4 protein-coding genes are annotated in these 14,753 nt (G+C 68.3%); all 4 read left to right on the top strand.

Going from position 1 to position 14,753, the window contains the following annotated elements:
• Nucleotides 1-1,096 precede the first annotated feature (1,096 nt).
• Genes L1787_RS17390 through L1787_RS17375 form a run of 4 tightly spaced genes read left to right on the top strand, consistent with a single transcriptional unit; the run spans nucleotide 1,097 to nucleotide 14,752 of the window.
• The gene (locus L1787_RS17390) at nucleotides 1,097-1,825 is read left to right on the top strand and encodes a sugar transferase (RefSeq protein WP_235710285.1); all 729 of its coding nucleotides are present in this window, start codon (nucleotides 1,097-1,099) and stop codon (nucleotides 1,823-1,825) included.
• A gap of 56 nt (nucleotides 1,826-1,881) precedes the next feature.
• Complete coding sequence (locus tag L1787_RS17385) at nucleotides 1,882-3,888, top strand: non-ribosomal peptide synthetase (protein ID WP_235710284.1); 2,007 nt, start codon at nucleotides 1,882-1,884, stop codon at nucleotides 3,886-3,888.
• Nucleotides 3,885-11,948 carry a non-ribosomal peptide synthetase/type I polyketide synthase gene (locus tag L1787_RS17380; RefSeq protein WP_235710283.1) on the top strand — a complete coding sequence of 2,688 codons (8,064 nt, stop codon included), beginning with the start codon at nucleotides 3,885-3,887 and terminating at the stop codon, nucleotides 11,946-11,948. Before L1787_RS17385 ends, L1787_RS17380 begins: the two co-directional genes overlap by 4 nt.
• Nucleotides 11,945-14,752: a condensation domain-containing protein gene (locus tag L1787_RS17375; RefSeq protein WP_235710282.1), complete on the top strand. Its 2,808-nt coding sequence runs from the start codon at nucleotides 11,945-11,947 to the stop codon at nucleotides 14,750-14,752. The genes L1787_RS17380 and L1787_RS17375 overlap by 4 nt, the downstream gene beginning before the upstream one ends.
• Nucleotide 14,753 lies beyond the last annotated feature (1 nt).

Genomic DNA, 14,753 nt, shown 5'->3' with positions numbered 1-14,753 from the left:
GCATTTCTTTTCATCACCTCACACCCCGCACGACAAACAGAACGCGAGCCGCAACGAGAAAAGGGCCCGAGAAGAACCATCTTCACGACGAGTAAATATAAAACCCCATAGATCGAACAACATTTTTACAAACTCGCTATGCAACAACTATAATATCACACAGACGCCTCGAGAATGATCGATGAGCTCTAGCTCTAAAAATTTATTTCTGCAGTGATCCGCCGATGATTCACATTTTTCAAATCATCGAAACCGGAAATAGGCGATCAATCCTATAACATCACCGCGTCACACAATCGATACTTAAGTATGAACTCCCCGCCTTAAAGTGGACGAGAAAAATTCCCATTTCCACGAGGGCGGCCGACCCAACCTTCCCATCCCGGGAAACTTCTCCCGTGGTGAGACTAGGTGAATACCGATCGCCACATTTCGACCATCTTTATTCCACCATTGGTACAATTTTATCTTAGGAACGTTTTTAACGCTTTGGCAACCAATATTGCCCTGGCAGCGCGGTCACGAAGCGGTGCACTCGCCCCGATGGCACGCCATTTCGGGGCCGCCTCCGCCCCACTCGGCCCCCGCTCCACGCCTCGTAAACGCTTGGGAATAGACGCAATTCCGCCCAGAGAAACGGGGCGGGGCCGGATCAACTTGGGGCTATTCGTATACTCCGAGTCTATGCCCGCCGCGTGGCGACACGCTACGATCCCAGTCGACTGATCAAGCCGGAAGCATCCTCAAGGCAACACAACAGAACGCCCGTTTCCTTACAAAGATTTCATTACGACGCTTCCCGAGACCAACCTAAATACGACTCCGATTTACGTTGATGAATACCTTTATAGCGATCCACTTCATTGAACGACTTTAGACGATAAAGCAGTTACGCCGATGGACCGGCAGGCCACCCACAAGCGGCCCGCGATCGCTCCATCGACCTCGACCGGCCTCGATGCCGAGAAATCTGTTTTCGCCCGCTGCGAGCGCCGCCGATGGCGTGCGTTCGCCGCAACGACCCGTCGCGCCCCATGGACCTCGAATTCTTTGCGAGGCGCCGGCGGATCGATCCGTTTGTGGCTGGAGAGGGACGATGTCTCAGCGGTTTTCCGACAACCAATTTGACAAGAGCGCAGTTGAGGAAATCTTCCTACTCACCGACACCGCCCCTCTCAAATTGTACCCGACGGAACCGCGCGGCATCTATCGCAACGGTCTCAAGCGGGCGCTCGACCTTCTCGGTGCGGCAAGTCTTCTCCTCGTTTTCGCGCCGTTCTTCGTCGTGGTCGCGATCGCCATCGCTTCGTCCGACGGGCGCCCCCTCTTCTTCGGCCACGAGCGCACCGGCCGGAACGGCAAGACGTTCCGCTGCCTGAAGTTCCGCACCATGGTGCGCGACGCCGACGGGCAGCTCACCCGCCATCTCGATGCCAACCCGGACGCGCGCCGCGAATGGAACGAGACGCGCAAATTGCGCAACGATCCGCGCGTCCACCCGATCGGCCGCCTCCTGCGCATCTCGAGCCTCGACGAGCTCCCCCAGCTCTTCAACGTCCTGCGCGGCGACATGAGCCTCGTCGGCCCGCGCCCCGTCCCCCGCGACGAGCTCTTCGCCCACTACGACGCCGACAGCCGGCACGCATACCTGTCCGTTCGGCCGGGAATGACCGGGCTCTGGCAAGTCAGCGGCCGAAGCAACACGACGTATCTCCAGCGCACTCAACTCGACGAGACGTATATCCGCACAATCAGCTTCAGTGGAGACCTGTCTATACTATGGAAAACAGCAAAAGTTCTGATTTCGCGGGATGGGTCATGCTGAATCATCCGCACGCCTTCGAGGCCGGCCACAGCGCCCTCACGAGGAATACGCCAACGATGCCCCAAGACGACGACCGCCCTGCGAGCGGCCGGGGCCGCGTGACCCCACCGCGCCATCGCCACGCCAAACCCGCGGAACGCGAGCGTTTCGGCTACGATCCTCGCTTCACCGTCCTCCAATGTTTCGAGCCGTGGGTGCGCGCGACACCCGACGCGGTCGCGATCCTCACCAAGTCCAGACAGGTCACCTACAAGGCCCTGTCCGACCGCGCCGAGGCCATCGCGGAGCGGCTTCTCGCGGAGAATGTCGCCCCCGGCGATCTCGTCGCAATCGCGGTCGGCCGCTCGGTCGATGCCGTCGCCGCGATGATCGCGGTGTTGCGATGCGGCGCGACCTACGTGCCGCTCGACCCGGCCTATCCGGCCCATCAGCTCCGCTCGATCGCGTCCGACTGCAAGCCGAAGGTCGGCCTCATGGCGGAGGGGTCGACGTCGCTGTCCGAAGCGATCGACCCGGCGGTCACCACTCTCATTCCGCTGGAGGCGATCCCCTCCAAGCCGATCGGCGCCCCCACCGCGCCGCCCGCCATCAACGCAATGAGCGCGGCCTACGTCATGTACACGTCCGGCTCGACCGGCCGGCCGAAGGGCGTCCTCGTCCCCCATCGCGGCATCGTCCGTCTGGTGCGCGAACAGACCTATGTCGACTTCGGGCCCGAGCAGGTGATGCTGCACACCGCCCCGCTCGCCTTCGACGTCAGCACGTTCGAGATCTGGGGCGGGCTCCTCAATGGCGGCCGTGTCGCGATCGTGGAGGACGCGCAACCTTCGCTCGACGAGATCGCCAACGCCGTCACGCACTTTAAAGTGACGTTCGCGACCCTCACCGCCGCCCTCTTCCACCTCATCGTCGACCATCGGCTCGACGCCTTCGCCAACCTTCGCCAGCTCGTCGTCGGCGGTGACGTGATGTCGCCGCGCCATGCCCGGCGGGCGGTCGAGGCGTTGCCGGGCTGTCGTCTCGTCAACGCTTACGGGCCGACCGAGAACACCACGATCACCTGCACGTTCGAGGTCTCGCGCTCGGGCTGGGCCGACGGGCCGGTGCCGATCGGCACGCCCATCGCGCACGACGAGGTGGTGATCCTCGATGATCGCCTTCGCCCACTGCCGCAAGGCACGGTCGGCCAGCTCGCCGTGATGGGGGACGGCCTCGCCCTCGGTTATTTCGACCGTCCGGCCGAGACCGGGGCGAAGTTCATCACCTTCGAGCGCAACGGCAAGCGGGAGCGCGCCTATCTCACCGGTGATCTCGCCTGGCAGCGCGCGGACGGCGTTCTCGAATTCTGCGGCCGGGCCGACCGGCAGGTGAAGATCGCCGGCCGCCGCATCGAGCTCGGCGAGGTCGAGGAGGCGATCCGCAAGGACCCGGAAGTCGCCGAGGTGTGCGTCCTTGCCGAGGTCGACAAGGAATATTCCAAGGAGCTCGTCGCCTTCGTGCGACGCCTCGATGCCGGGGGGACGACCTCGGACGAGGCGTTCATCTCCGGGCTCGCGACGCGGCTCCTTCAGAAGCTGCCCGCCTTCATGGTCCCCTCCCGCTTCGACATCATCGACGAGTTTCCGCTGAACACGGTCGGGAAGATCGACCATGCGAAGCTGTCGGAGCGCTACCGCACGGCGCGCGAGGACAGTTACGCGCCGGGTGCCTCCGGCGGCTTCCAGTCGAACGGTCTCGACACGATCGAGGGCCTCGAGCGCGCCATCGCCCGCGTCTGGCGTTCCGTCGTCAACTGCAGCGACATCCGGCCCGACCAGTCCTTTTTCGATATCGGCGGCCGCTCGATCCAGCTCATCGAGGCCCACGTCCTTCTCGAGCACGTCATCGGACGGCCGTTCGACATCGTGTTGATGTTCAAGCATCCGCGCCTCCACGACCTGGCCGAGGCGCTGCTCGAGAACCTGCGCCAGGGCAGCATCCGGCACGCCGGTCATACGGGCGACGCGGACGGTTCGGGCGACGGATCGGCCCGCCGGCTCGGCGACGTGCGGAGGCGTCGATGAACGCGGCGCCCCCTCTCGCGCACGAGCGCGCCGAGCCGATCGCGATCGTCGGCATGGCCGGACGCTTTCCGGGCGCGGCGGACGTCGCCACCTTCTGGCGGCGGCTGAAAGCGGGCGACGATCTCATCACCCGCTTCACGCCGGACGTGCTCGAGGACGATCCAGCCCAACGGGTCGGCAACGGCTATGTCCCGGCTCGCGCGGTGATCGACGGCATCGAAGCGTTCGACGCCGAATTCTTCGGCATGTACCCGCGCGAGGCGGCGATCACCGACCCGCAGGCTCGCCTTCTGATGGAGGTCGCCTGGGAGGCGCTGGAGGATGCCGGGCTCGTTCCGGCGCGGTTCGGCGGCGCCGTCGGCATCTTCGCCGGATGCAGCCTCAGCACCTACTTCCTGCACCACATTCTGCAGGATCGGGCGACGCTCGAGAATTGCACCACACACTATCACACCCTCGAAGCACCGACGCTTCTCGGCGCGATCACCGACACGCTCGCGACCCGCATCGCCTACAAGCTCGACCTGCGCGGCCCGGCGCTCACCGTCCACACCGCCTGCTCGACCTCGCTCACCGCCGTGGCGCTCGCCTGCGAGAGCCTTGCGAGCGGGGCGAGCGACGCCGCGCTCGCCGGCGGCGTCTCCGTCACCTTCCCCCAGTACCGCGGCTATGTCGCGCAAAGTGGCGGCATGGTCTCCACCGACGGGGTTTGCCGGCCGTTCGACGCGGCGGCAAACGGCACGGTCTTCGGCCATGGCGCCGGCATCGTCGTCCTCAAGCGGCTCGCGGACGCGATCGCGGCGGGCGACCGGGTCCACGCGGTCATCCGCGGCTGTGGCATCAACAATGACGGGAGCGACAAGGTCGCCTTCACCGCCCCCAGCGTCGGCGGCCAGGCCGAGGCGATCGCCCTCGCCCATGTCCGCGCCGGCATCGATCCGGCTGATATCGGCTATATCGAGTGTCACGGCACCGCGACGCCGCTCGGCGACCCGATCGAGTTTCGCGGCCTCCTCGACGCCTTCGGCGAGACCGGCACGATCGGCCGCTGCGCCCTCGGCTCGGCAAAGGCGAATGTCGGCCATCTCGACGCCGCCTCCGGCGTCACCGGCCTCATCAAATGCGCGCTCGCGGTCTCGGAAGGCGCGATCCCGCCGATGGCTCATTTCGAGCGGGCCAATCCCGCGATCGATCTCGACGCCTCGCCCTTCTTCGTCCCGACGACCTTGCAGCCCTTTCCCGAACGCGCCGGTCCGCGCCTTGCGGGCGTCAGCTCGTTCGGCGTCGGCGGCACCAATGTCCATGTGGTCGTGGAGGCCGCCCCGGTGGGTGAGGCGACCGACCGGACGGATGATGGACGCGCGGCGATCCTCCCGCTGTCGGCCCGTTCGGCCGATCAGGTGGACACGATGCGCGCGGCGCTCGCCGAGCGGCTCGCCGATCCGGCCGTGAGCCTCACCGACATCGCTCACACGCTCGCTTGCGGGCGCACCACCTTCCCCGTCCGCTTCGCCGCCGCCGCGCGAACCCGCGACGCTGCGATCGCGGCACTGCGCGATCCGGCGCAGACGCCCCGCAAAGCAGCGGATGCGACGCGCGTGGTGTTCCTCTTTCCGGGCCAGGGTTCACAATATCCGGGCATGGGGAGCGGGCTTTATCGGAGCGAGCCCGTGTACCGCGAGGCGATCGAGGCGGGGCTTGCCGTCCTCGACACGGAGACGGCGACGGCGCTGCGCGCGCTCCTCGACGCCGATCCGGCGGACGACGAGGCCGCCCAATCCCTCGCCGCGACGCACCATGCCCAGCCCGCCCTTTTCCTGACGAGCTACGCCCTCGGCAAGCTCTGGCTCTCGCGCGGCATCGTACCGTCCGCCATGGCCGGCCACAGCGTCGGCGAGTTCGCCGCCGCCGCGCTCTCCGGGATCCTTCCCTTCGAGACGGCGCTTCGCCTCGTCGCCGCGCGCGGCAGGCTGATGAGCAAGGTCGAACGCGGCGCGATGCTCTCCGTGCGGGCGCCGATGGAGCGGATCGAGCCCTTCCTCACGGACCACGTCGACGTCGCCGCCCGCAACGCGACCGATCTCGTCGTCCTCGCCGGCCCCTTCGATGCGATCGAGGCGATGGAGGCCGCGCTCACCACGGCCGACATCGCCGCAAAACGGCTTCAGACCTCGCACGCCTTCCATTCGGCGATGATGGACGAAGTCGTCGGAGCGATGCTCGCCGAAGCGGACGGGATCACCTACGCCGCGCCGCAGATTCCGATGGTCTCCTCGGTGCACGGTCGCTGGATCGATGCGGCGGATCCGTGGTGCGCTCCCTATGTCGCGGACCATTGCCGCGCCACGGTCGCCTTCGCCGACGCGGTCGAGACGCTCGCGGAGGGCGCCCCGCCCATCTTCCTCGAGGTCGGCGCCGGACGGACGCTCCTCACCTTCGCGAGCCGCGCGCTCGGGCGCGAGCGGGCGTCGGGCTTCGTCGCCTCCCTCCCCGGACCGGCGCGCGAGAGCGATGACGCCACGGCCTTCGCCGCCGCGCTCGGCCAGCTCTGGAGCCTCGGCGCCGGCATCGAGACCACCGGCCTCGCGCCGCAGAATGGCGGCCGGATCGTGTCGCTGCCGACCTACCCGTTCGCCCGCAAGCGCCACTGGATCGACCCGCCGCCACACGCGAGCGGCCGGCCCGCCGCGCCGACGCCCCCCACCATGGCGACCGAGACGCCGCCCGTCGCCGCCTTTTCATCGTCAGAGAGCCAAGCCGCTCCCCTTCCAATGGATCAGCCCATGACGCTCGCTTCATCGACGGCGGATGCGCTCCTCGCCGCCATTCGCAACCGCCTCGTCGCGATCCTCGAAGATCTGTCCGGCGAACCGCTGGAGGAGGAGAACGCGAATGCGAGCTTCCTCGAACTCGGCTTCGATTCCCTCTTTCTCGGCCAGTTCGCCCAGCGGATCGGACGCGAGCTGAAGGTCGACGTGACCTTCCGCCAGTTCCTCGCCGAGCTGCCGACGATCGGCGCGATCGCCGCGCATGCCGCCCCGCTGGTGCCGGCAGAGATCGCCGCGCGTCTCGCCCCACCCGCCGCACCGTCTCCGGCCGATCCCGCCACCCAGACCGTCGCGGCGGTGGCGATGGCCGTCACGGCTGCGCCGACAAGCGCCATTCCAGCCGCCCTCCCAGCCGAGACCCGGCCGTTGCCGGCGGCGGTGGGATCGGGCGTCGAAGCCGTGCTCCTCGCACAGCTTCAGACCATGCAGACCCTCTTTCACGAACAGCTGAGCACCCTCGGCGTGGCCCCCACCGCGCCCGCTGGGAGCTCAGCCCGGGCGTCCTCCGGCTTGCCACACCCGGCGGACGCTCCTTCCTCCCGCCAGATTGCGACCGCGCCGCACACCCCGGACGCCATCGCAACGGCCGAGGAAGTGGCGAGCGCGGAGCCGGTCAATCCGCGCTTCGCGCTCGCCAGGATCACCTCGCGTCAGACGAGCGAGAGGTCGCCTTCCCAGGACCGTTTCCTGCAAGACCTCATCGCCCGCTATGCGAGCCGACACGCCGGGTCGAAGGCCTATACCGGGCGTCACCGTCAGACGCTCGCCGACCCACGCGCCGCCGGCGGATTCCGCGCCGAATGGAAGGAGATGACGTTCCCGATCATCGCCGAGCGCTCGAAGGGCGCGCGGATCTGGGACGTCGACGGCAACGAGTTCGTCGACCTCGTGAACGGCTTCGGCCAGACGGCGTTCGGGCACGCGCCCGATTTCGTCCTCGAAGCGCTCGCCCGGCAGATGGAGAAAGGCTTCGCGATCGGCCCGCAGGCCGAGCTCGCCGGACCGATCGCCGCCCGTATCGCGGCGATCACCGGCATGGACCGCGTCACCTTCTGCAACACCGGCTCAGAGGCCGTGATGGCCGCGATGCGCGTCGCCCGCGCGATCACCGGGCGCGAAAAGGTCGTCGTCTTCCAGAACGACTATCACGGCCAGTTCGACGAGGTGCTCGTGAAGGGACGGCGCGACAACGGCGCTCTGCCGATCGCGCCGGGCATCCCGAAATCGTCGGTCGGCAACATCGTCGTCCTCGCCTACGGCGATCCGGCGAGCCTCGATTTCATCCGCAACGCGGCCGACGACATCGCCGCCGTCGTGATCGAGCCTGTCCAGAGCCGGCATCCCGAGCTGCGCCCGGCCGAATTCGTGCGCGAGTTGCGAACCCTCGCCGATCACGCCGGCTGGGCGCTCGTCTTCGACGAGGTCGTCACCGGTTTCCGCGTGGCGCGCGGCGGTATGCAAGAGCTTTGGGGCATCCGCGGCGATCTCGCGACCTACGGCAAGGTGGTGGGCGGCGGCATGCCGATCGGCATTCTCGCCGGCTCCTCCCGCTTCATGGACGCGCTCGACGGCGGCAACTGGTCCTACGGCGATCAGTCGATGCCCGAGACGCCGCCGACCTTCTTCGCCGGCACCTTCGTGCGGCATCCGCTGGTTCTCGCGGCGGTCGACGCGGTCCTCGACCATATCGAGACGAGCGGCGCCGCGCTCTATGACGGCACCATCGCCCGCACCAAGTCGCTCGTCGAGACCATCAATCGCGACCTCGCCGCCCGCGACGTGCCGGTCAAGGCGGAGACCTTCGCGAGCTGGTTCATCATCGATTTCGGCTCCAAGCACCCGCTCGGCAGCCTCGTCTATCCGACGATCCGAATGCGCGGCGTCCACGTCCAGGAAGGCTATCCCTGCTTCCTGACCACGACGCACGGCGATGCCGAATGCGCCCTCGTCGCCGAGGCCTTCCGCGAGGCGATCGACGAGGTGCGCGCCGCCGGCATCTTCGCGTCCGAAGGCGCCGCCCCGATCGCTCCGAAGGCCGCCACCGAGCAGCCGGTCGCCCTGGCGACGCCGGAACCGGAGCCGGTGCCGGGCGACATCCCCCTCACCGAAGTCCAGACCGAGGTCTGGCTCGCGGCGCAAATGGGCAACGAAGCCTCCTGCGCCTTCAACGAATCCGCCTCGATCACCTTTGACGGGCCGCTCGACGCCGAGGCGCTGCACGGCGCGCTCGACGCGCTGATCGCGCGGCACGACGCGCTGCGCCTCGTCTTCGCCCGCAACGGCGAGACCTTCCGCGTCGCCGAGCCCGGCCCGATGCCGTTCGAGGCCGTCGACCTCTCCGCCTTGGCGAACCCCGAGGCGGATCTCGCCGACCTCCTCCACGAGGATGCCGAGACCGCCTTCGACCTCACCGTCGCGCCGGTGCGGGCCATGCTCATCACCCTCGCGCCGGAGCGGCACGTTCTCGTCCTCACCGCGCATCATATCGTGTGCGACGGCTGGTCGACGACGATCCTGATCGAGGATCTTTGCGCCCTTTATGCCGCGAGGATCGAAGGGCGCGAGGCCGCGCTTCCTCCCGCGCCGAGTTTTGCCCGCTACGCCCTCGGGCGCGCTGCGGCGGGGCCGGACGCCCACCGCGCCGAGGAAGAGTATTGGCGCGGAACGTTCGCCACCGTCCCGAGCCTTCCCGAGATGCCGCAGGACCGGCCGCGCCCCGCCGTGCGCAACTTCGCCGGCGCCACCACCACTGCCTTCATCGACCGCGACCTCTATCGCGCGATCAAAAAGGCCGGAGCGCGCCAGGGGGCGACGCTGTTCACCACCCTGTTCGCGACGCTTCAGGCCCTCGTCGGCCGCCTATCCGGCGAGAGCGACGTGGTGCTCGGCTGCCCGACCGCCGGTCAAACGCTCCTCGACGATCAGCGCCTTGTCGGCCACTGCGTGAACTTCCTGCCGATCCGCGCGCCCTTCACCTTCGAGACGACGCTCGCCGATCACCTGAAGGCCGCGCAGGACAAGATCCTGGGCGCCTTCGAGCACCAGGATTTCACTTACGGCACCCTCGTCCGCGCGCTCGGGATCGAGCGGAACGTCAACCGCCTTCCCCTCACCGAGCTGCAATTCAACCTCGAACGGGTCGCCTCGATCAACGATCTGCCGGGCCTGGCGGTCCACGTCGCGCCGAACCCCAAATCGCGGTCCAATTTCGACGCCTTCTTCAACGTGATCGAAAGCGCCGACGGGCTTCGCATCGACGTCGACTTCAACACCGAGATCTTCGACCGGGAGACGATCGAGCGCCGGCTCGGCCATTATCGCACGCTCCTCGCCGCCTTCGCCGAGGACGCGGCGCGTCCGATCGCCGACATGCCGATCCTCTCGGCAGGCGACCTCACGGCGATCCTCGACGTTCCGAACCGGACCGAGGCGAAGGTCGATCGCACGGCCAACGCGCTCGACCTCATATTGGCCGAGATCGCCCGGACGCCGGACGCCGTCGCCGCCGAGCACCGGGGCGAGCGCCTCACCTATGCCGAGCTCGGCACGCGCATCGATGCGCTCGCCGGCGCTCTCGGCGACGCGCTTGGCGAACGCGAAGGCCCGGTCGCCGTCGCGCTCGAACGTTCGCTCGACATGCTGGTCGCCCTTCTCGCCGTGTGGCGGAGCGGGCGCGCCTATGTGCCACTGGATCCCCGGCACCCGCCCGCACGCCTTGCTGCGATCCTCGAGGAGGCGGCGCCCGTCGCCCTCATCGCCGACCGCGAGGAGATCACCGCCCTTGCCGGCGATATCGCGATCGTGCGCCCCGATGCGGCAGGCGATGCGATCACGGCCTCCCGCGCGGCTCCGTCGGATCCGGCCTATGTGATCTTCACCTCCGGCTCGACCGGAAAGCCGAAAGGGGTGGTCGTCCCGCATCGCGCGGTCGTCAACTTCCTCGCTTCGATGGCGCGCGAGCCGGGCATCACGGCAGAGGATACGCTCCTCGCCGTCACCACCGTCTCCTTCGACATCGCCGTTCTCGAGCTGATGCTTCCCCTCACCGTCGGTGCCCGCGTGGTGATCGCCGACACCGCCGACGTCCTCGACGGCTTTCGCCTCGTCGCGATGATCGGCGAGACCAATGCGACGATCATGCAGGCGACGCCGACGCTCTGGGGAATGCTCCTCGAAGCGGGGCTCAAGGCGCAACCCGCGCTCAAGATCCTCGCCGGCGGCGAGCCGCTTCCGGCCGACCTCGCCCGGACGCTGTGCGGCATCGGCCGCGAGGTCTGGAATATGTACGGCCCGACCGAGACGACGATCTGGTCCTCGCTCGAGCGGATCGTGGACGGGGCGCCCATCACCATCGGCCATCCGATCGCGAACACCGAGCTGCACATTCTCGGCGACGGGCTTGCCCCGGTGCCCTTCGGGGTCGTCGGCGAGCTGTGGATCGGCGGCGACGGGCTGGCGAGCGGCTACCACGCCCGTCCCGACCTCACCGAGGCCGCCTTCCAGATGGTGGCGCTGCCCGGCCACGCGCCGCGCCGGCTCTACCGGACCGGCGATATCGGCCGCCGCCTGGCAGACGGAAGGGTTCAGCTTCTCGGCCGGCGCGACAACCAGGTGAAGCTGCGCGGCTTCCGCATCGAGCTCGGCGATGTCGAGACGGCGATGCGCGGCATGGAGGGCGTCGCCGCCGCGGCCGCCGACGTGCGCACGAACGCGGCCGGCAACCGCCAGCTCGTCGGCTACTATGTCGCCGCCGACGGCGCGGACATCGCACCGGCCGGCCTCGCGGCCCACGTCGCCGGGATGGTGCCGCAATACATGGTGCCGACGGCCTGGGTGGCGCTCGACGCGCTCCCACAGACCGGCAACGGCAAGCTCGACCGCAAGGCGCTGCCCGATCCGTCGAGCGGAAGCGTCGAGACGGAGCGGACCTATGTGGCCCCGGCGACGCCGCTCGAAGCAACGCTTGCCGAGATCTGGAGCGAAGTCCTCGGCATCCACCCGATCGGGACGACGGACAATCTCTTCTCCCTCGGGGCGGACTCGCTGAACGTCTTCCGCATCTCGGCCCGGATGCTCGACCGCAATCTCGGCCTCGAAGCCCGCCACCTCATCCAGCACCCGACCATCAAGGAACTCGCCGCCTTCGCCGAGACGGGTGCGCACACCTCGACCGCCCCCTCCCTCAAGGCGTTCCGCGGCGGCCAACGGCGCAAGGAGGCCGCTGTCGCATGACGACCCCCGAACGCGATCATCCCGTCGAGGCGCCGGCGCCCGACAGTCTCGGCACCTTCCCGCTGTCGGCCGGCCAGGAGCGCTGCTGGTTTCTCGACCAGCTCTCCCCCGGCAACCAGGCCCTCAACGTCGCGATCCGCTGGCACGTCAAAGGCCATGTCGCCGCCAAGAGCATCGAGGGCGCCTTCCGCGCCGTGATCGCCCGGCACGAGATCCTGCGCACCCGCTTCGTCGAGAAGGACGGGCGGCCGGTGCAGGAGGTCCTGACGCGCGCCGATTTCGTGCTCTCCGAGATCGACATGCGCGGCACCCGCGGACCGGCCGACGAGGCCCGCGTCGACGAGATCGCCCTCGCCGACGCCGCCAAGCCCTTCGACCTCACCAAGGCGCCGCTGATCCGCGCGATCCTGATCCGCCTCGACGCCGAGCGCGCGATCCTCGCGATCACGATCCACCAGATCTGTTTCGACGGATGGTCGATCCGCCTTCTCGGCCGCGAGATCGGCGCGTTCGCCGCCGCGATCGAGGCCGGACGCCCGGCCGAGCTCCCCGAACTCCCGCTCCAATACGCCGATTACGCCCTCTGGCAGCGCGACTATCTCGATAGCGGCGCCTTCCAGGAGGACGCCGACTATTGGCGGCAAAAGCTCGGCGGGATGACCTATTTCGAGCTCCAGCCCGATTTCCCGCGCCCGCTTCAGCGCACCACCGAATGCGGATCGGTGCACGCGGACGTTCCCGTCACCTTCGGCGCGCGCATCGAGGAGGCGGCGAAGGCGCGCGCGATGTCGCCCTTCGCCTTCGGGGCCGCCATCCTCTCGGCGATGCTCGGACGGCTGACGGGCGCCAACGACGTCATCTTCGCGACCCAGGTCGCCGGGCGGATCGATGTCGATATCGAGGCGCTGATCGGCGTCTTCATCAACAATCTCGTGCTGCGCTTCGACGTGCCCGGCGAGCGGACCTTCGAGGACCATCTCGCCCACGCCAAGGCGACCGTCCAGGATGCGGTGACGCACCAGAGCGTCCCGTTCAACCGGCTCGTCGAGATCATCAATCCGGCCCGCGATCCGTCCCGCACGCCGCTCGTCTCGGTGAACCTCATCCAGCAGAACGCCTTCATGGAGACGGCGCGCTATGGCGGCTTCGAGCTGTCGAGCGCCCCTTCGCACGCGCCGGGCGCGATCTACGATCTCAATTTCATGGTGGTCGGCCGGCCGAGCGGCTGGCGCATCTCGATCGAGTACAAGTCCGACCTCTTCCGCAAGGAAACGGCCGAGACCCTCCTTGCGATGTGGCGGGACACGATCGCCTTCGCGCTCGACCACCCGGACCGCCCCCTCGCCGATCTTCCCCGCCCGGACGGCTTCGGCGAAAGCGGCGCCCCGGCCGGCGAGATCGGCCGGATCGAGGCGGCGCTTCGCGCCCATCCGCTCGTCGAAGACGCCGCGGCCCTCGCCTTCGCCGCGCACGACGGAACGGCGAAGCGCTACGCCTTCGTGACGCCCTCGGACGCTGCGACGATGCCCCTCGAAACGCTCCCGGCCCGGCTCGTCAAAGATCTCACCCGCGCCGATGCCGGCACCGCCCCGGACGGGATCAGCGTCCTCAAGGCGCTCCCGCGCGATGGAACGGGCCGTATCGCCCGCACCCGCCTCACAGTTCCGGCGAGCGCACTCGCGCCCGCGGCGCCCTCCACGGCGAAAGGGCCGGCCGAGGACGCGGTCGTCCGCCGCCTCGCCGCCATCTGGGAAGAGGTGCTCGGCGTGACCGGCATCGGCGTCACCGCCAATTTCTTCGATCTCGGCGGCCATTCGCTCCTGTCGATCCGGATGCTCGCCCGCGTCGCGGAGGAGTTCGGCGTCGCCCCCTCCCTCGCCGCGACCTATCGCAGTCCCGATCTCGGCGCGCTCGCCGGCGAAATCGCCGCTCTCGTGCGCCCCGCGGCCGCCATCGATGACGCCGCCGCCGATTGGCGGATCGTCGAACTCTCCCCCGCCGGGCCCGGCGTGACGATCGTCTGGATCAACCATATCGGCACAGTCCACGCGCTGTCCCGCATGAGCGCGGGCGAGCGTCGGATCCTGTGCCTTCGCACCTTCGAGCCCGGCCGCGAGCACGGCCTCAAGGGGCTCCCGATGGAAAAGATCGCCGCGATTTACGTCGACCTCATCCGCAAGGCGAAGGTCGAGGGGCCCATCGTCCTCGGCGGCGGCTGCTGGCACGGCGTCCTCGCTTACGAGATCGCACAGCAATTGAAGCCCCTCGGCATCGAGGTCGCGCTCCTTATCGGCATCAACATGTGGCACCCGGCGCTGAAGGCGCGGATGTCGGCCCGCCAGCGCTGGGCAATGCGCTTTACCGATCTAGGCAAGAACCTCGCCGCCGTTCGGGCGGGCGAAAAGTCGATCGTCGCGGCCGCCGGCAACTACGCACTTCCCCACAAGCTCGGCGTCTTCCGCACCGCCCGCGCGCTCGGCCTCATCCGCGAGATCCCCGCCCGCACCGGGTTACCCGACGAAGACGATTTCATCGTCACCCTCGTCGCCGCCCGCGATGCCTACGTGCCGCGGGCCTATGACGGGGCGTTCATGCAGATCCTGGTGCCGGAATCGCCGCGTGGGCCGGGGATCGACCCGCTCCTCGGATGGGTCGGCCTCGTCAAAGGCCCGGTCGAGACCGCCGAGATCCGGCGCAACGCCACCTCCATCGAAGACGATCCGGACCACCCCCTCGGCGTCGAAGTCGTGTCGCAGACGCTGCAGGAGATCGATCGTCGCACCGGACGGCGCGGGACGCGTTGAG

Source organism: Acuticoccus kalidii (genome assembly GCF_021556395.1).
GTDB classification, from domain to species: domain Bacteria; phylum Pseudomonadota; class Alphaproteobacteria; order Rhizobiales; family Amorphaceae; genus Acuticoccus; species Acuticoccus kalidii.
The sequence above is the reverse complement of the archived record's forward strand: the minus strand, read 5'-3'. Positions and strand labels throughout refer to the sequence as shown.

Coding starts and splice junctions, on each gene's coding strand:
- L1787_RS17390 (WP_235710285.1), top strand. CDS start 1,097: ATGTCTCAGCGGTTTTCCGACAACCAATTTGACAAGAGCGCAGTTGAG.
- L1787_RS17380 (WP_235710283.1), top strand. CDS start 3,885: ATGAACGCGGCGCCCCCTCTCGCGCACGAGCGCGCCGAGCCGATCGCG.
- L1787_RS17385 (WP_235710284.1), top strand. CDS start 1,882: ATGCCCCAAGACGACGACCGCCCTGCGAGCGGCCGGGGCCGCGTGACC.
- L1787_RS17375 (WP_235710282.1), top strand. CDS start 11,945: ATGACGACCCCCGAACGCGATCATCCCGTCGAGGCGCCGGCGCCCGAC.